At 44.2% G+C, this 16738-nt stretch carries 17 protein-coding genes; 12 read left to right on the forward strand and 5 right to left on the reverse strand.

The features are described 5' to 3' along the window. The first annotated feature begins 18 nt into the window (after positions 1-18). Genes H8S54_RS07520 through pelF form a run of 4 tightly spaced genes read left to right on the forward strand, consistent with a single transcriptional unit; the run spans position 19 to position 5715 of the window. Positions 19-2208, forward strand: a complete 2190-nt coding sequence (locus H8S54_RS07520) for an NAD-dependent epimerase/dehydratase family protein (RefSeq protein ID WP_186901208.1) — start codon at positions 19-21, stop codon at positions 2206-2208. Then, the gene (locus H8S54_RS07525) at positions 2193-3101 is read left to right on the forward strand and encodes a hypothetical protein (protein ID WP_243176704.1); all 909 of its coding nucleotides are present in this window, start codon (positions 2193-2195) and stop codon (positions 3099-3101) included. The genes H8S54_RS07520 and H8S54_RS07525 overlap by 16 nt, the downstream gene beginning before the upstream one ends. Before the next feature lie 23 nt (positions 3102-3124). Then, on the forward strand, positions 3125-4939 hold the full coding sequence (locus H8S54_RS07530; RefSeq protein ID WP_186901209.1) for a DUF2194 domain-containing protein: 1815 nt from the start codon (positions 3125-3127) through the stop codon (positions 4937-4939). Next, positions 4936-5715, forward strand: a complete 780-nt coding sequence (pelF, locus tag H8S54_RS07535) for a GT4 family glycosyltransferase PelF (RefSeq protein WP_117854633.1) — start codon at positions 4936-4938, stop codon at positions 5713-5715. Before H8S54_RS07530 ends, pelF begins: the two co-directional genes overlap by 4 nt. On the opposite strand, the gene H8S54_RS07540 is transcribed toward pelF, so the two are convergent. The 3 genes from H8S54_RS07540 to H8S54_RS07550 all read right to left on the reverse strand — a co-directional run bounded on the left by H8S54_RS07540 (position 5684) and on the right by H8S54_RS07550 (position 8008). Then, a complete protein-coding gene (locus H8S54_RS07540) occupies positions 5684-6361 on the reverse strand; it encodes an ABC transporter transmembrane domain-containing protein (RefSeq protein WP_330600135.1) in 678 nt (225 codons plus the stop codon). The genes pelF and H8S54_RS07540 overlap by 32 nt on opposite strands. Next, on the reverse strand, positions 6351-7523 hold the full coding sequence (locus H8S54_RS07545; protein WP_186901210.1) for a PqqD family protein: 1173 nt from the start codon (positions 7521-7523) through the stop codon (positions 6351-6353). Before H8S54_RS07545 ends, H8S54_RS07540 begins: the two co-directional genes overlap by 11 nt. Before the next feature lie 152 nt (positions 7524-7675). Further along, positions 7676-8008, reverse strand: a complete 333-nt coding sequence (locus H8S54_RS07550) for a helix-turn-helix domain-containing protein (protein WP_021926638.1) — start codon at positions 8006-8008, stop codon at positions 7676-7678. A gap of 399 nt (positions 8009-8407) precedes the next feature. Here H8S54_RS07550 and H8S54_RS07555 point away from each other — a divergent pair, with 399 nt between their 5' ends. After that, entirely contained in the window at positions 8408-9349 is a 942-nt protein-coding gene (locus H8S54_RS07555; protein WP_173766498.1) for a DUF3878 family protein, read from the forward strand. Between the two features lie 38 nt (positions 9350-9387). Here the strand turns inward: H8S54_RS07555 and H8S54_RS07560 are convergent, their stop codons facing one another. Continuing rightward, on the reverse strand, positions 9388-9828 hold the full coding sequence (locus H8S54_RS07560; RefSeq protein WP_207725596.1) for a threonine/serine exporter family protein: 441 nt from the start codon (positions 9826-9828) through the stop codon (positions 9388-9390). Then, positions 9825-10589 carry a threonine/serine exporter family protein gene (locus H8S54_RS07565; RefSeq protein WP_021925901.1) on the reverse strand — a complete coding sequence of 255 codons (765 nt, stop codon included), beginning with the start codon at positions 10587-10589 and terminating at the stop codon, positions 9825-9827. The genes H8S54_RS07560 and H8S54_RS07565 overlap by 4 nt, the downstream gene beginning before the upstream one ends. Before the next feature lie 269 nt (positions 10590-10858). On the opposite strand from H8S54_RS07565, the gene H8S54_RS07570 reads away from it, so the two are divergent. The 7 genes from H8S54_RS07570 to H8S54_RS07595 all read left to right on the forward strand — a co-directional run bounded on the left by H8S54_RS07570 (position 10859) and on the right by H8S54_RS07595 (position 16670). Beyond that, positions 10859-12343 carry a C69 family dipeptidase gene (locus tag H8S54_RS07570; RefSeq protein ID WP_186901211.1) on the forward strand — a complete coding sequence of 495 codons (1485 nt, stop codon included), beginning with the start codon at positions 10859-10861 and terminating at the stop codon, positions 12341-12343. A gap of 182 nt (positions 12344-12525) precedes the next feature. Beyond that, positions 12526-12882, forward strand: coding sequence for an Hpt domain-containing protein (locus H8S54_RS07575; protein ID WP_021925903.1), 357 nt, complete (start codon positions 12526-12528; stop codon positions 12880-12882). A 53-nt stretch (positions 12883-12935) separates the two neighbouring features. After that, positions 12936-13634, forward strand: a complete 699-nt coding sequence (locus tag H8S54_RS07580; RefSeq protein ID WP_186901212.1) for an AzlC family ABC transporter permease — start codon at positions 12936-12938, stop codon at positions 13632-13634. Positions 13635-13636: 2 nt separating this feature from the next. Continuing rightward, positions 13637-13960 (forward strand): branched-chain amino acid transporter permease, encoded by a 324-nt coding sequence (locus H8S54_RS07585; RefSeq protein WP_117854660.1) that lies wholly within the window; start codon positions 13637-13639, stop codon positions 13958-13960. 27 nt (positions 13961-13987) lie between these two features. Further along, entirely contained in the window at positions 13988-14164 is a 177-nt protein-coding gene (locus H8S54_RS18915; protein ID WP_317259457.1) for a DUF6783 domain-containing protein, read from the forward strand. A 159-nt stretch (positions 14165-14323) separates the two neighbouring features. Beyond that, positions 14324-15502 carry a trans-sulfuration enzyme family protein gene (locus H8S54_RS07590; protein ID WP_186901213.1) on the forward strand — a complete coding sequence of 393 codons (1179 nt, stop codon included), beginning with the start codon at positions 14324-14326 and terminating at the stop codon, positions 15500-15502. Then, positions 15483-16670, forward strand: coding sequence for a MalY/PatB family protein (locus H8S54_RS07595; RefSeq protein ID WP_186901214.1), 1188 nt, complete (start codon positions 15483-15485; stop codon positions 16668-16670). Before H8S54_RS07590 ends, H8S54_RS07595 begins: the two co-directional genes overlap by 20 nt. The last annotated feature ends 68 nt before the right edge of the window (positions 16671-16738 follow it).

Genomic DNA, 16738 nt, shown 5'->3' on the forward strand with positions numbered 1-16738 from the left:
AGATGAGAAAGGAAAAAGATGAATATTCTTTTGGCAGGAGGCTCCTGTAGTCTCGTGGATAGTCTGATTTTGAAGCTTCGCAAGGAAGGGCATAGAGTCTATATACTGACCGGAGATCAATACAGACACAACAAATACAAGAAAGTATTCGAAAAATATGAATTTCCATATGACAGTGAAAATCTGGGGGAAATTGTGCAAAGTGTGAATCCGGATGTGACCATTCTTATGGGAGCATTTGATACAAATTATTCCTGGAATGAAGCAGAACTGGAAACTGTTCGATTTACCTCCCATTTGATGAATATTCTGGTTGCACTTTCAGTAGCTAAGAAGGGAAAAGTGATTTTTCTATCATCCGACGAAGTATATAGCGGAGATTACAGGGATGAAATCATAGAAGAAACCCCAACATCCAGTGCTGGATTGCGTGCAGATACCATTGCCCAGGCTGAAGAAATCTGTGATAATTTCAGACGGAAAAGAAATCTGGATATTGTAGTGCTGAGACTGGATCATCTTTACAGTATTCCCAGAGACAAAAAAGATATCAATAATATTTGTGCGCGTATGTGCCTGGACTGTATGCGCAATGGATATATAGAGGTCAATGAGAAGCATTCCTTTTCTCTTTTATATGAGGATGATGCAGTAGAATTTATTTATCAGGTGGTAAAAAATAAACTTCATGAGAAATTTTTGTATCAGCTGTCCTCTGCTCATGTGGTAAGTGAACTGGAACTGGCTTCAATGGTTCAGAAAGCTATGAATAGCACAGCAAATGTTATTGCAACTTCAGGTGATATAAGCAGATGTGTACTGTCCGGGAAATGCTTTGAAAAAGAATACGGCGTGCATGCATTTGCAAAGCCGGATGAGATCATTGAAAAAATGGCAGCATATATGCTGAAGCATAAGGCTGTGTTTGTGGAGGAGGATCAGCTTCAGCCGTCCTGGTGGCAGAAGCTGTGGAATAAATGGAAATGGCTGTTAAGTGTGCTGGTTCCCTTTGCAGAAAATCTGATATGCTTTATTCCCTTTTTTATGTTGAATAACCGAACAGTTGGAAGCAGGTATTTTGCCAATCTGGATCCCTTTCTTTTATATGTTCTTCTGTTTGCTATTATATATGGACAGCAGCAGGCTACCTTTTCTGCCATACTTGCAGTAGCCGGATATATGTTCCGCCAGATGTATACAAGAAGTGGATTAGAGGTCCTTCTGGATTATAATACTTATGTGTGGGTGGCACAGCTGTTTATTTTGGGACTGGTAGTAGGCTATATGCGAGATCAGATCCGAACAATGCGCATGGAGAGTCAGGAGCTGGAGGAACACTTATCCAGACAGATTGCAGATATCAAGGACATTAATGAAAGCAATGTTCGTGTAAAGGGAGTTATGGAGCAGCAGCTGATTGATCATAAGGATAGTATTGGTAAAATTTACTCTATTACATCTAAACTGGATCAGTATATGCCAGATGAAGTAATTTTCTATGCTGTAGAAATGTTAACGAAACTGATGCAAACGAAAGATGCGGCTATTTATAATGTGGTGAATAAAGATTATGCCCGTATTTTTTCAGCAAGCTCGAAGAAAGCAAGGAGTCTTGGGAATTCCATCAGATATAAAGACATGACAGAGGTTTATGAGGCTCTGAGTGAAAAAAGAGTATATATCAATAAGCGAATGAATGATCAGTATCCGCAGATGGCATGTGCGATTTTTGAAGATGATGAAATTCAGATGATTGTGATGTTGTGGGGGCTGAGTTGGGAAAAAATGACTCTGGGGCAGGCGAACTTCCTTACTGTAGTCAGTTACATGATTCAGAATGCAGTTCTTAGAGCCCAGCGTTATATTCAGGCCCTTGAAGCACAAAGATATAAAAAAGGCTCCAGAATTCTCAGTCCGGAGGCTTTTGAACCGCTGGTCCAGGCATATATGGATGCAGAAATCAGAAACCTGGCAGAATGTGTATTACTAAAGATATGTATTTCACCAGATCGCCAGATGGAAATTGATGAAATAATGACAAGCCATCTTAGAGACAGTGATTATCTTGGTATGATGACAGACGGCAATCTGTATGTGCTTCTTGCAAACACAACCAGAGCAAATGCTGTCTTTGTTCAGGAACGATTTGACAGGAACGGATATAATACGGAAGTTGTGGAGAATATAGCAGTATGTCACAAAGAATGAGATATTTTATCCTTTTAATGCTGATAAATCTAGTGGTCATTGTGATTTATCTGATCTTTGAGCACCTAAGAAGAAAAGAAAAATATGCCAGCATATGGATGAAGGCAGGAATGATGCTTCTTTGTCCGGTGGTAGGACCGCTGTTTCTATTAGGCTCCTTTTTATTATATAAGCTTTTTGCTTCGCAGGGAATGGATCTTTCAGATGTGGTATTTAGCAAGGAACGGACAGATACCCTTCAACGACCTGATGAGGATGTAGAAAAAAATATGGTGGCACTGGAAGAGGCTCTGGAGGTTTCAGACAAAAAAAGCCTGCGAACACTTATGATGAATGTAATCAGAGGAGACTATAAACATTCTCTTTCCGCTATTGCCCTGGCGCTAAACAGTGAAGATTCAGAAACTGCCCATTATGCGGCATCGGTTCTTCAGGAGGTATTAAATGATTTTCGTACAGGCGTTCATGAAAGATACCGTCTGTGCCTGGTTGAGGACGAGAAGCAGGCAGAGAACTGTATTCATCTGATTGAGTATATGAATCCTATTATAGAGCAAAAGGTACTTACAGATCTGGAACAGCATTCTATGGCAGAACGTATGGATGAGGTTCTGGAAAAGGCATGGATTTTGGATTCTCAGAAAATCAGCAGTACGATGTATGAAAAGATATGTCAGAGCCTTCTGGACGTAAAGGAATATGAGACCTGTGGTAAATGGTGCCAGCGTTCCATGAAACAATATCCAAGAGCCTTGTCCAGCTTTACTTGTCAGCTGAAGCTGTTTTATTCCTGCAATGACCGGGATAATTTTTTTCGTGTAATGGATGAACTAAAGGAATCAGAAATTGCCATTGATAATGAAACTCTGGAAATGATCCGAACATTTATGTGAAATAAAAAGGACGGAAAGAAACAATGGTTTCGAAAAGAAAATATTTCAGTATTGTAATTATGATGCTTGTACTGCTGTTTTTATTTCAGTTTTCAGTTGTTATGCGAGATCAGCAGAATGCCTATGATACGAACTCCTATTTTTCACCAAAGGCAGCAGATGGAAAAAATGAATGGAAGGCTTCAGCACAAGAGGGTACAGAAGCTTTTGAGAAGCGGAAAAAAATCGTTTTTATAGGGGATGAATCCTGTGATATGGCAGTAGCAGTAAGCAGATGGTGTACCTATGCCAAAAGAGAAATTTGCTTTGAGAAATCTGCATCAGATCTGAAGGAAAGAGCAGAAGAGCTACCGGAAATGATTATTCTGGAATCTGAAAAGCGTGCGATTGGAAATGATCTGAAGGCTTTGAAAAAAATGGAAAGCCAGGGAGTCATAGTAGTATTTGGCTGTCTGGAAAATCCGGAACTAATACAAGCCATTCCTAAATTAATGGATTTCCTGGGAATTAAAAAAGTTGCTGCTAATGAATCGACTCTAACCGGGGTAAAACTGTTTGATGGACTTTTGCTTGGCGGAAGTGTGGTTTATGAAGCTGGTAAGGAAGAGGATGAAAAGGAAAGGCAGGATTTGCAGCTGAAGGTTCCATGGTACCAGCTTGGAAGCGGAACCACAACTTATATGATGGGACTGCTTAATGAAAGCTCTGGTGAAAATGTGAGAAATGAAGAGCTTCCAAGTCTGATCTGGAGAAACGGACTGAATAATAGCAGTGTATTCGCAGTAGTAGGAGATTATATGAAAGACAGCACAGCTCTTGGGCTTCTTGATGGTATGCTTGCGGAAGGCTCAGAGTATACTCTATATCCCGTAGTAAATGCACAGAATCTTTCAATGGTGAATTTCCCTGTTTTTGCAGATGAAAATAATGAAGAAATGCAGAAACTTTATAGCCAGTCTATGACTGGAATTGCCAGAGATATTATGTGGTCTTCCCTGATTTCTATTGTGGAAAAAAGCGGCAGGAAAATGACTTGCTTTATTCAGCCTCAGGCAGATTACGAGGACAGTATAGAGCCAGATGCCCAAAACTTGAAATTCTATCTTCAGCAGATGAAGGAACAAAATGCGGAAGCAGGACTTTCTTTGCAGTATCAGAATACAGCTTCTTTTGAAGAAAAACTGAAAAAGGATGATGAATTTTTCCAAAATGAAAACAGCAGTTATATATATGGAACTGCTTTTACGGAAGCAAAAAATATTAATTCTGTTCTGCAGCTGGAGAATACAGAGCTGCTGAAAAATGTAAGTACTTTGATTTGTGAATACACAGAAGAGAAGCCTGTCCTCTCTTATTGCTCAGATTTCGTAACGCTGCAGTCTGTTACAAGCGATGGAATGAATTATACATACAGTGATGATATTCGTATGAGAAGTATTCAGAGTGCACTTGGATATACAAATGTTATGCTGAATATGTATGATATCTTCTGGCCGCAGAAGGATACCGACCGCTGGGAAATAATGCAGAAGCGTTTTTCCAGCAACCTTCTCACATACTGGAAAGAGTTTTCCTGTTTTGCAAGTACTACGCTTTCAGAGAGTAATACAAGAACCAGAACATTCCTGAACCTGGATTACAGTGAGCAAAGAGAAGAAAATAAAATAATCCTGCAAACCTCTTTGGCAGGAAGCTGGTTTATTCTCAGAACACATGGAGAGGAAATCGCAGATATACAAGGTGGAAGCCAGATAAAAATTCAGGAGGATGCCTATCTGATCTGCGCAGAAGATACAACGGTGGAAATAAAATTGCAGGAACGGTGGAGAAAAAAATGAAGGTTTGCATTGTGGCAGAGGGCTGTTATCCATATGTGGTCGGCGGTGTTTCCGGTTGGATCAACAGCCTGATTCAGTCATTTCCAAATATTGAATTTATTTTATTAACAATTATAGCGAACAGATCTTCAAGAGGTAAATTTGTATATGAACTTCCGAAAAATGTAACACAGGTGTATGAAGTTTATCTGGAGGATTGTGAGTGGAATAACGGGAAAAAAAGACAGAAAAACAGGAAGCATATCCGTTTGTCGAAAAAAGAATATGCAGAGATGCTGAATATGGTTCTGAACAGAAAAACAGACTGGAATATTCTGTTTGATTTGTTTCAACGCAAAAATCTGTCCATAGATGATTTACTGATGGGGCCGGATTTCTTTCAAATTGCCAGGGAATGCTACAACAGAAAATATTCTGGTATTATATTTTCTGATTTTTTATGGACCTTACGCTCTATTTATCTTCCTATGTTCTGGGTATTAAAGATGAATATACCAAAGGCGGATCTTTATCACTGTGTGGCAACCGGATATGCAGGAGTCCTTGGAAGCATGGCTGTTCATTTCCATGACAGTTCACTGTTGATCTCAGAGCATGGAATTTATACCAGAGAGAGAGAAGAAGAACTGATCAAGGCTGAGTGGGTAAAAGGAGCTTACAAAAATATCTGGATTGAACAATTTAAAAAGATGTCTTTGCTTGCCTATGAAAAGGCAGATATTGTTACCTGCCTGTATGCTCGTGCTAGACTGCTTCAGATGGAGCTTCCTGGTTGAAGCCGTACATTTTGGCATTCATAGCAGCGCTTTTTTCATTGTTGTTCCGCATTCTCCTAAGAAGGGGACGGGACATCAGAGCGCTGAAAGGAATTCCAAGAAGGGCGAATAAAGCAAAGGTAGGGTCATAGTACAGGACTACAGCCAGAGCACTGATGAAACGGAAGGTATAAATGATCAGGTTAGGAATCCAGTTCAGGATTCCGCTGGAGATATTGGAAGCATCTGAGCTCCAGCGGGTGACCAGATCACCGGTGTGGTAATCTGTCAGGGATTCCCAGTCGGTAATCAGCATTTTGGCAAAAATGTCGTTTTTAATCTCAGAATCCACTTTAAGGCTGATGAAGGTGGATGCATAGCCGGATGCCTGGGAAACCAGAATGTTGGCTATGGAAAAACCGATCATTGCAGCAAAGGTAGAGATCAGCTTTCCGGTTTGATGCCCGGTGATAATGTCTACCAGATCCTTGGAAATCAGACTGGAAACCAGAGAAACGCAGGAGCCTGTAATTCCAAGGAGTGTATACAGGATCATGGATTTCCAGTAACGTCTTCCGTATTGATAGATCCAGAGCGTTTGCCGCCACATTTTCTGCAGTGTTCCCTGTCTGAGATATTTCCAGATCAGCTGGAGCTTATTTTTCATGGAGCACCTCCAGTCGGTCAATCTCTTCCCGGATGACTTTTACAGCAGACTGGTTTTTCGTACAAAACAAATGGAGTACGGGAACCCGATTTGCGATTTCTTCGGCAAAGAAAAGATTTTTAGTCAGCTGACCTTCTTTCCAGGTCGGGGAGATCATTCTTTGCATTACCCGGAGGATTTGGTCCGAGGGGGAAAGCTCTTCCAGATAATCTCTGGCAGGATCCCTGCCGAGAAGGACGATTCCTCCAAGCTCATAGGTCTTTATGGTATAAATTCCGGAAGTACCACACCAGGGAATGCCGTAAGCCATGATTCGGTTTTCATGGATTCCCAGAAGATTCAGATCACCATTGAGAAAGGGTGTGCCAAGAAGCTGATGCCAGAGCCCGGTGTGGGTGGATTTGCCCATGCCGGAGTGCCCGGAAAAAAGCCATGCCTTTTCTCTGTAAAGTATGGATGCTGAATGAATGGCAAACAATCCCTTTCGCTGTGCAAGAAACAAGAAAAACAGACGAAGAGCATGAAAAAGATTCTCTGTCGTCTGATCTGTGACTGCATTGGAACAGTAGAACCGAACATAGCTGCCGTCCAGGGTCATATGTACCTCATGAATATTTGACATCTGAGGAAACAAAACCACATAGCGGTCGCTGTTTTCAAAAATAGTCATATCCGAATTGCGAAGAAGCACCTGCCCATAATTGTGGCTGGCAGGGGACCTTGTGATAAATTCAATTTCCTGATCTGGTTCATCTGCCGGATGGTTAACATAAAAATCCGCAAAGCGGTCGCCAAGAAGCTGGACAGGACCGTAGAAATTGATAGAAAGCCCGGCAATTTTCATGCTGGCAGTGCATGCATGGGAAATGGGCTTAAGGCTTTCGGTTATCATTCCAAGAGCGGTCATCTGCGACAAAAAGTCATTGACATCATTTAAGACCTCCGGGAAAGCTTCTTTCCCAAGACCATACAGCCGCGCCAGCATTTCCGCCAGCGTTTCCGGGTCCGAACCTTCTGTATGCTGGATCACGTTCCACAGAAAAGTCCCGGTCTCGTTGAGAATCATTCCCTTTTTCTGATCCGCCATCTGCTGTCCGTAAGGAAGGAGATGACTGACTCCTTTTATTTTTCGAAGCGTATATCCGCGTTGACACTGAAACATAGTGAAAACAATTCCTTTCCTGTTAATGAAAGCAGGTAACTGTACAGTTACGAAATCAGATAAATTATAACATTGCGGCTCTTTTCGCACAAGAAAATAAGTGCCTGCTTATGGGGCAGACACTTAAGGGATAATAGATTGCAGCAGAAAATTTAATCCTCGTCCATCCATACCTTCATGGTCTTGAGAAGCTTCTGTTTCTGTGGGATTTCAAGCTTATGTACCTGCTCGGAAATCTCACGGTCCAGAGCGGTCTCGCGGTATTCGGAATCAATTCTTCCGATGAGGGAATCCAGGGAAATATTCAGCAGTCTTGCGTAGTAGATCAGGATACGCAGAGACATAGCGGTACGGTTGTTCTCCACGTTGCTGATGTAGCCTGGGGTTACGTTCAGAGCTCTGGCAACTTCTGCCTGAGTCAGCTTCATTTTGATTCGAAGCTCTTTCATTCGGGTTCCTAAATTTTCATAGTCGATCTGATTCATATTCATTCTCCAATCCGTTTTCAACCAGGGCAAAATATGGCATTCCCCGGGTATTTACGCTATTTATTCATAGTATAAAGTATATAGAAATTATATGAAAAATGTAAGCTGTAAATTGTATGCTATCTATTTTATAACTATATAGAAATTCCATGGTTACTGTTCATAGGTAATATTCCGCGAGGTGTTTTTTGTGAACAAAGTTCACAGAAAACCCGAGGATTGCGGCGCGAAATCATGCAAAGCATGATTTCTGTGCATCGCGAAGCGTGTTACTGGGCACGGAGTGAACTGTAACATTCCATGCACCTGCCCAAAGTCCTTCATGCAGGAATTTTTGACAATTATGGGAGAGGTCTTTATAATGAAAACCAACCTGGGAAAAGAGGTAACAGATTTATGTATGATACATTTGAAATGCTGGAGGAGCTTCTGGAGCAACAGCAGTTTGAACTTCTGATAGAGGAAAATAAAATTCGCCTTGTATATTTGATGAATGATGCAGTAGAAAGCTTTCTTATTTTTGATAAAGTACGGCTTACAGGAAATTACCTGGAGGGTTATGAAGGCCCACTGAAATCTTCCCTCAGCGAAGAAGATGACCAATATGTGCTTTCCGTATGGCAGGGAGAAAATGTGGTGACTCTGTTTTTCGAAAACCTGGATCTGGAAGTGCATCTGTACAACTACGGGGAGATTGGCCACTTCTGGGTTCCCGGCTATGAATATTTAAGGCAGCTGGAATATCGGATTGCCATTGCAAGAGATAAGCTGGAATATCTTGGAGAGGAATTCTGCACGGAAGAAGAGGAAAAGCTGGTCCAGCTGGCTGATTTTCCTCCGCTGAATTATTGCTGTTATCCGGCAGTCCCGGCGAAATACATTGTGCCAAAAGAGGAGCCCTGGGTTCCCTCTGAGGCAGCTTTTGAGACTATGGAAGAGCTGGCAGAAGAGGTGAAAGACCGTTCTTTGCTGCGGCTTCTGGCTTTTTACAAACGTTTTCCAAAGCCAGTGATTGCCCGTTTGGTGGCAGGAGCTCTGCACCAGAACCGCCATACAGCTGTCATTGATCTTCTCACAGAAAAATTAAAAAAGGAAGCGGCCGTTTATCCGAACCGTTCCTTTGGTGAAAAAGCAGATCAACAGCTAAACAGCCTGCTGGAAAAAGCCAGAATGCTGCAGCAAAACCTGGCAGAGCAGGGGGTGAAAGCGGAAGTGCTGCGGGAAGAGCCTTTTACCACAGCCAGAGACAGCCTGGATTTTCAGGTATTTCTCATGATATGGAAAAAAGGCTGGCGAAACCGTAAGGTTGAAATTAAAAAGCTGACAGAAAAAATGTAGAAGCAAATGAGCCTCTCGCGGATAAAAATCCCAGTGGCTCATTTGCTTTTTACAGTTCTGAAAAAATAACAGATTGCCCATCCAATACTCATTCCTGCCGCAATTCCAAATGCAAACAAAAAAGTATCCCGACCATATGCCAGGGCCTGCATGGTGTTTCCCTCCATGATGCTGTTCATACAGTAGTAGAGCGTGCTTCCGGGAATCAGCGGGATTACAGAAGTAACGAAAAAGGAAGTGGAAGTTTCCTTACAGATCCGGGCAAGGATTTCCGCATACAGATCCGCAATAAATCCAGCCAGAAGAGTAGGCAAAAAAACACTTCCCCATATGGTTTTCCCAATAAGAAAAACCAGCCAGCTAAGAAATCCGCCTGCGCCGGCAAGGGGCAGATATTTGCTTTTCATATGGAAGAGCATTCCAAAGGCAACGGAGCCCACAGCTCCTGTGATCAGCTGAATGATGGCCTGTGTATTCAAAGTCCAAACCTCCCAAATAAAAGAATTGCGCCCATAAATCCCAGCGCCAGTGCTGCGGCAAGAAGCAGAGCCGCAATCAGCCGGATGATGCCGGACAGGGTGTCGCCGATGAGAACATCCCGAATGGCATTGGTGGACATCAGTCCGGGAATCAGAAGCATAATGTCCCCGATCATAATTTTGTCCATATGAAGCCCTGGAAAAAGAAGGACAGCCCCGCAGATCACACAGCCGGAAAGAAAGGATGCGGCGAACTGGAAGGTAACTTCGTTCATGCACACCGGACGGAGATACCGCTGGAAACTCCAGATAAGTATGGCAACCAGACTGGCAGTTACGGCATCCGGGATGCTTCCCTGGTAAAAAAGGGCGAAGCTGAAGGCTGCCAGAATACTTCCCGCCAGATTCAGAAGCGGCAGCGGTTTGTCGGCTTTGATCTGGTCCAGCTTCCGCTCCAGTTCCCTGGCGGAAAAAGGCTGTCTGCAGAAATGGCGGCTTAAGTCATTGAGCTGTTCTAACCGGGTGAAATCATTTCCCCCATTTTCACGAATCCGGCGTGTCTGGGTTCTGGCTCCGTCACCTGGAAATTCCATGGTGACGACAATGCTTGAAGTAATAACAAAAACGTTCATCTGGGTTGCACCGCAGGCATAGCCCATGCGGTTCAGGGTATCTTCTACACGAAAAATTTCCGCACCGCTTCCAAGCAGTGCGTCTCCCATATCCAGAAAAACAGGAAGGTATTCTTTTGCGGTTGGCATAGGGAAACTCCTTTTTTATAGGTGAAAAATATAAAAGATCAGCCAAGTCAATGTGGCAGCTAGCTTTAGTATAAAGCCTGAGAGGGAAGGTTACAACAGATAAATTAGTGGAAAAAACAGGGAAACGAGAATCTTTTTCACTGAAAGGTTTGGAGTATTCCCTAATAACACAGATTGTGATAACATAGACTGCAGAAGATTCTGAGAAAATGCTTGCAGAGCAGTAAGTGAAAATAAGGTCAGAATCGGAACTTCAGGAGGAAAAACAAATGGCTTGTACAACAATTTTAGTTGGAAAAAATGCGTCTTATGATGGCTCCACCATGATTGCAAGAAATGACGATTCCGGAGCCGGACATTATACACCGAAAAAATTCGTGGTAGTTCACCCAGAGGAACAGCCGAGAAAATATAAATCCGTAATTTCCCATGTGGAGATCGACCTTCCGGACAATCCAATGCGCTACACCTCTGTGCCAAATGCGGTAGCAGGAGAAGGCGTGTGGGCGGCAAGCGGCGTCAATGAGGCCAATGTAGGCATGACTGCCACGGAGACCATCACCTCCAATCCCCGTGTGCTTGGAGCAGACCCGCTGGTGGTTTATCAGCCGGCAGAAGATGGAAAAGAAGAGGTAGCCGGAGGAATCGGAGAGGAAGATATCGTTTCCCTGGTTCTGCCATACATCCACAGCGCGAGAGAGGGAGTGCAGAGACTTGGCAGCATTCTGGAGCAGTACGGAACCTACGAGATGAATGGAATTGCCTTCCAGGATCAGGACGAGATCTGGTGGCTGGAGACCATCGGCGGCCATCACTGGATTGCAAGAAAAGTGCCGGATGACGTTTACGTAGTGATGCCAAACCAGCTTGGACTGGACGAATTCGACCTGGAGGACGCTCTTTCCCAGCAGGAAGAATATATGTGCTCTGCTGGCATGCGGGAATTTATAGAGAAAAACCACCTGGATCTTTCCATGGACGGCGTGCTTAATCCAAGAGATGCTTTCGGAAGCCATGACGATGCAGACCACGTTTACAACACTCCCAGAGCGTGGTTTATGGAGCGCTATCTGAATCCAAGAACAAAGGTGTGGGACGGACCAAACGCTGATTTTACCCCATATTCAGATGATCTGCCATGGTGCATGGTTCCGGAGAAAAAGATTACTGTGGAAGATGTGAAATATGTGCTGTCCTCTCATTATCAGGGAACTCCTTACGATCCGTACGCATCCTATGGCGACAAGGCACAAAGAGGCGCATTTCGTTCCATCGGCGTGAACCGCACTGATTTCCTGTCTGTGATCCAGATGCGTCCTGGAATGGAAAAAGATAGCAATATTCTGGAATGGGTGGCGTTTGCGTCCAATGCCTTTAATGTACTGGTGCCGTTTTATGCCACTATCGATACCACTCCGGACTATCTTTCCAGTACAACGAAAGAGGTAACAACAGACAATTTCTACTGGGTAAGCCGCATAATCGGAGCTATGGCAGATGCTTCCTACAGAAGCTCTGTATTTCACATTGAGCGCTACCAGGAGAGCGTTATGGCAAAAGGCCATCAGCTGATCAACCAGTATGATGCCCTTCTGGAAAAAGAATCTGACGCTGCCAAGCGAATGGCACTTCGCCAGGAAGCCAACCAGGCCATTGCAGATATGCTGAAAAAAGAGGCGTCTGCAACCCTGGATAAAGTGCTTTATGAGCTCAGCAACCAGATGAAAAATTCCTATTCCAGATCCGACGCTTAATAAAGTGGCAGGTGGCTTGTTATTAGGCTTTCCTAACAAAATCCGACGAGTTTTGCATACAAACAGTAGACAAATTTCGGTTTCTTCACTATAATAAAGTGAAGAAACGAATTTTGTCCCCGCAGGAATTGATCGGGAGTTGCCCATAAGAAAAGCCGGAACAAAAGAATAAGGAGGCTGGAATGACAGTAAAAGAATGTTATGAGAAGGTCGGTTCAGACTATGATGGAGTCCTGAAAAGACTTGGAAGTGAAGCACTTGTGAAACGTTTTGCAGTGAAATTCCTCAATGATCCAAGCTTTCAGGATCTGACAGATGGTCTTGCTGCCAAGGACGGAGAGAAGGCTTTCCGTGCAGCACATACACTGAAAGGTGTTTGCCTGAATCTTGGATTTACAAGCCTGTACAAGGTAAGCGCAGAGCTGACTGAGGTACTTAGAGGAAGAGAGACAGAAGGCAGCGACGAGCTTTATGAGCAGGTGAAAGAACAATACACCATCCTGACAGAAGCAATTCAGGAACTGGCTGCGCAGAGCTGAAGGGAAACCTTCAGCTCTTTGCTGTAACGCCTAGCTAGAGGAAAGAAATACACATGAAGAAAAAGGCATTTAAGGCAGCACTGCCTCATACTCTTCCGATCTGCGTTGGTTTTCTGTTTCTGGGAATGTCCTACGGCTTTATGATGCGCAGCAAGGGCTTTTCCTTTGTATATCCCTTATTTATGAGTATGTTTATTTTTGCAGGTTCCATGGAATTTGTTACGGCGAACCTGCTTTTGTCTGCATTTAATCCGCTGTACGCCTTTCTGCTGGCGTTGATGGTTAACGCAAGACATCTGTTTTATGGAATTTCCATGCTGGAAAAATACAAGAATACCGGCATTAAGAAACTATATCTGATCTACGGAATGTGCGACGAGACCTTTTCCGTCAACTGTACGGTGGATCCGCCGGAAGGTGTGGACCGCGGCTGGTTTATGTTTTTTGTAACGCTGCTGAATCAGCTTTACTGGGTGGGCGGCGCTGCAGCTGGTGCCCTTCTGGGATATGTGATCCACTTTAATACCAAGGGCATTGAATTTGTAATGACGGCGCTGTTTGTGGTAATGTTTGTGAACCAGTGGGAGGAAGCGAAGGACCACAGGCCAGCCCTTGTAGGACTTGGCTGCCCGGTGATCTGCCTGATCCTGTTTGGCAGCAGTTACTTCATCATTCCGGCAATGGTTTCCATTATAGCGTGCTTTGAGATCCAGCGCAGACTGGAAAAGAAAAAGGAGGCGAAGAAAGCATGACAATGACAGTTACACAGGGAATTATCACCATTGTATGCGTGGTTCTTGGAACGATGGTCACCCGTTTTCTTCCCTTTCTTATTTTTCCGGAAGGAAAGGAACCGCCGGAATTTATCCGCCATCTTGGCAATGTGCTTCCCTATGCGGTAATCGGGCTTCTGGTGGTATACTGCCTGAAGGATGTGCCGGGAAGCGGAACTTACGGACTGCCGGAAGCCATTGCGATTTTGTTTATTGTCTTTTTGCATAAATGGAAAAAGAATACGCTGCTTAGTATCGGCGGAGGAACCGTTTTGTATATGCTGCTGGTGCAGATGGTATTTTGATGCAGGAAGCTGCATTCTAGAGCCTGTTTGAAAAATCATTCCCGCAATCTGCACGCCCCACTTTGCGGTATATTTCACCCGAATTCGGTTGTCGTAGCCCGCTACGACGCCCTCATCCGGGCAAAATCTCCCACAAATTGTGACGTACATCTTGCAGAAAGCCTTTTTCAAACACGCTCTAGCAATAAAATCCATCTAATATAGTATAAATTGGTATAGCTATATTCTATAACGAACTCAAGGGAAAATGAATTATGCAAAATACGCCTGTTTTGTTATGATAGGTACAGATAGAAACGAAAATAAATTCTCAGCATTCGCTGGGAATTTTTACATCACATCAGACGGAGCTGGAGGAGAATCATGGCAAGAGGAATCAATACAAAGTGTTTACATTTAGAAGAAGAGGAAGGCTGCTGCAACAATTACGGCTCCATCAGTTTTCCCATTTATCAGACTGCAACCTACGCACACCCGGCAGTAGGACAGAGCACAGGCTTTGACTATAGCAGACTGCAGAATCCAACCAGAGAGCACCTGGAAAAAATCGTGGCAACTCTGGAAAACGGAATCGACGCGCTGGCCTTTTCCACAGGAATGGCAGCCATTACGCTGGTAATGGAGCTGTTTAAGCCTGGAGATCACCTGATCGTGGACGCAGACCTGTACGGAGGAAGCATTCGTCTTTTTGACAATGTTTCCGCGAAAAACGGGCTTCAGTTTTCCAGGATCGACTGCTGGAAAGAAGACGTGGAAAGCTATGTGAATGAGAACACAAAGGCAATTTATATTGAAACTCCTACCAATCCTATGATGAATGTAACGGACATTGCGGCACTGGCAGACATTGCGAAGAGACATGATCTGCTTCTTATTGTGGACAATACATTTTTGTCCCCTTATTTCCAGAATCCGCTGAATCTGGGAGCTGACATTGTGGTGCACAGCGGAACCAAATTCCTGGGCGGACATAACGATACCCTGGCTGGATTTCTGGTGACAAACCGGGAGGATATCAGCGAGAAGCTTCGTTTTCTGATCAAAACAACAGGTTCCGGGCTGGCGCCTTTTGACAGCTGGCTGATCCTTCGAGGAATCAAAACCCTGGGAATCCGCATGGAGCAGGCTCAGAAAAATGCGTTTAAAATTGCAGAATGGCTGAAAACCCAGAAGGCAGTAACCAGGGTGATCTATCCGGGACTTCCGGAGCACCCAGGCCATGAGATTATGAAAAAACAGGCAAGAGGCTTCGGCTCCATGCTGACCTTCCAGCTGGAAAGCCCGGAATTTGCCCTTTCTATTTTGTCAAAGGTTCGGATGATCAAATTTGCGGAAAGCCTTGGCGGAGTGGAGACTCTTGTCACCTATCCTACCACACAGACCCACGCAGACGTTCCGGAGGAGATTCGCGAGCGCAACGGAATCACCAGAAGTACCCTTCGTCTTTCCGTAGGAATCGAGGATGCACAGGATCTTTTGGAAGAACTGGAGAAAGTATTTGCAGAAACAGAGGAAGAATTAAATGGCGGAAAGAAATCTTGATTTTGACAGAATCATAAACAGAAAAAATACCAGATGCCTGAAATATGACTTTGCGGTAAAGAGAGGAAAGCCGGCGGATGTGCTGCCTTTGTGGGTGGCAGATATGGATTTTGAGACCTCTTCTTACGTGGAAGATGCGCTGGTGGAGCGAGCGAAAGAGGGCATTTTCGGATACAGCGAGGTGCAGACTCCTTATTTTGAAATCGTGGCAAACTGGATGAAAACCTATCACAACTGGGAGCCAGAGGAAGAGTGGCTGATCAAGACGCCGGGCGTTGTGTTTGCCCTTGCTATGGCGGTGAAGGCGTACACACAGCCTGGGGACAGCGTTCTGATCCAGCTTCCGGTGTACTATCCTTTCTCTGAGGTAATCACGGACAACGGCAGAAAAGTGGTAAGCAGCAATCTTTACCAGGGAGAGGACAACCGCTATCACATTGATTTTGCGGATTTGGAGAAGAAGATTACAGAGGAACATGTGAAGCTGTTTTTCCTGTGCAATCCTCACAATCCGGTTGGAAGAGTGTGGACCAGGGAAGAATTGGAAAAGCTTGGAGATATCTGCGTGAAACATGGAGTGATCGTGGTGAGTGACGAGATTCACCAGGACTTTGTGTTTAAGGGAAAGCATCAGGTTTTCGCCGGAGTGAAAAAAGAGTTTCAGGACATTTCCATTACCTGTACTTCTCCAAGCAAAACTTTTAACCTTGCAAGTATGATGATCTCCAATATTTTTATCCCAAATCCGGAGCTGCGCAGGAAATTCCAGAAACAGCTGGATGCAGCTGGAATCAGCCAGCTTGGAGTGCTTGGACTGGTGGCTGTGGAGGCCGCTTATTCCAAAGGGGAAGAGTGGTATGAGGCGATGCATGCCTATGTGGAAAGTAATATTGTCTATACTAAGGATTATGTAGAGAAGAACCTGCCGGGTGTGAAAATGACAGACCTGGAGGGAACTTATCTGGTGTGGCTGGATTTCAGGGAGACCGGGCTTAGCGTGGACGCGCTGGAAGATCTGATTATTTATAAGGCAGGCCTGTGGCTGGACAGCGGAAAGATTTTTGGCAAAGCTGGCGAGGGCTTCCAGAGAATCAATGTGGCGTGCCCAAGGGCTACGCTGACGGAAGCGTTAGAGAGGATTAAGAAGGCGCTGGAAACCACCAAATAATCCTGTTGTGCAAAGGACACCGTAATGATAAAATGGAGAAAACGGATTATCCAACGCACAGGAGAAAA

Origin of the sequence: Blautia segnis (genome assembly GCF_014287535.1) — a bacterium.
GTDB lineage: Bacteria > Bacillota > Clostridia > Lachnospirales > Lachnospiraceae > Blautia_A > Blautia_A acetigignens.

Bases quoted from the DNA above. Each gene is read 5' to 3' on its own strand.
- H8S54_RS07520 (WP_186901208.1), top strand. From the start codon at position 19: ATGAATATTCTTTTGGCAGGAGGCTCCTGTAGTCTCGTGGATAGTCTG.
- H8S54_RS07525 (WP_243176704.1), top strand. From the start codon at position 2,193: ATGTCACAAAGAATGAGATATTTTATCCTTTTAATGCTGATAAATCTA.
- H8S54_RS07530 (WP_186901209.1), top strand. From the start codon at position 3,125: ATGGTTTCGAAAAGAAAATATTTCAGTATTGTAATTATGATGCTTGTA.
- pelF (WP_117854633.1), top strand. From the start codon at position 4,936: ATGAAGGTTTGCATTGTGGCAGAGGGCTGTTATCCATATGTGGTCGGC.
- H8S54_RS07540 (WP_330600135.1), bottom strand. From the start codon at position 6,361: ATGAAAAATAAGCTCCAGCTGATCTGGAAATATCTCAGACAGGGAACA.
- H8S54_RS07545 (WP_186901210.1), bottom strand. From the start codon at position 7,523: ATGTTTCAGTGTCAACGCGGATATACGCTTCGAAAAATAAAAGGAGTC.
- H8S54_RS07550 (WP_021926638.1), bottom strand. From the start codon at position 8,008: ATGAATCAGATCGACTATGAAAATTTAGGAACCCGAATGAAAGAGCTT.
- H8S54_RS07555 (WP_173766498.1), top strand. From the start codon at position 8,408: ATGTATGATACATTTGAAATGCTGGAGGAGCTTCTGGAGCAACAGCAG.
- H8S54_RS07565 (WP_021925901.1), bottom strand. From the start codon at position 10,589: ATGCCAACCGCAAAAGAATACCTTCCTGTTTTTCTGGATATGGGAGAC.
- H8S54_RS07570 (WP_186901211.1), top strand. From the start codon at position 10,859: ATGGCTTGTACAACAATTTTAGTTGGAAAAAATGCGTCTTATGATGGC.
- H8S54_RS07575 (WP_021925903.1), top strand. From the start codon at position 12,526: ATGACAGTAAAAGAATGTTATGAGAAGGTCGGTTCAGACTATGATGGA.
- H8S54_RS07580 (WP_186901212.1), top strand. From the start codon at position 12,936: ATGAAGAAAAAGGCATTTAAGGCAGCACTGCCTCATACTCTTCCGATC.
- H8S54_RS07585 (WP_117854660.1), top strand. From the start codon at position 13,637: ATGACAGTTACACAGGGAATTATCACCATTGTATGCGTGGTTCTTGGA.
- H8S54_RS07590 (WP_186901213.1), top strand. From the start codon at position 14,324: ATGGCAAGAGGAATCAATACAAAGTGTTTACATTTAGAAGAAGAGGAA.
- H8S54_RS07595 (WP_186901214.1), top strand. From the start codon at position 15,483: ATGGCGGAAAGAAATCTTGATTTTGACAGAATCATAAACAGAAAAAAT.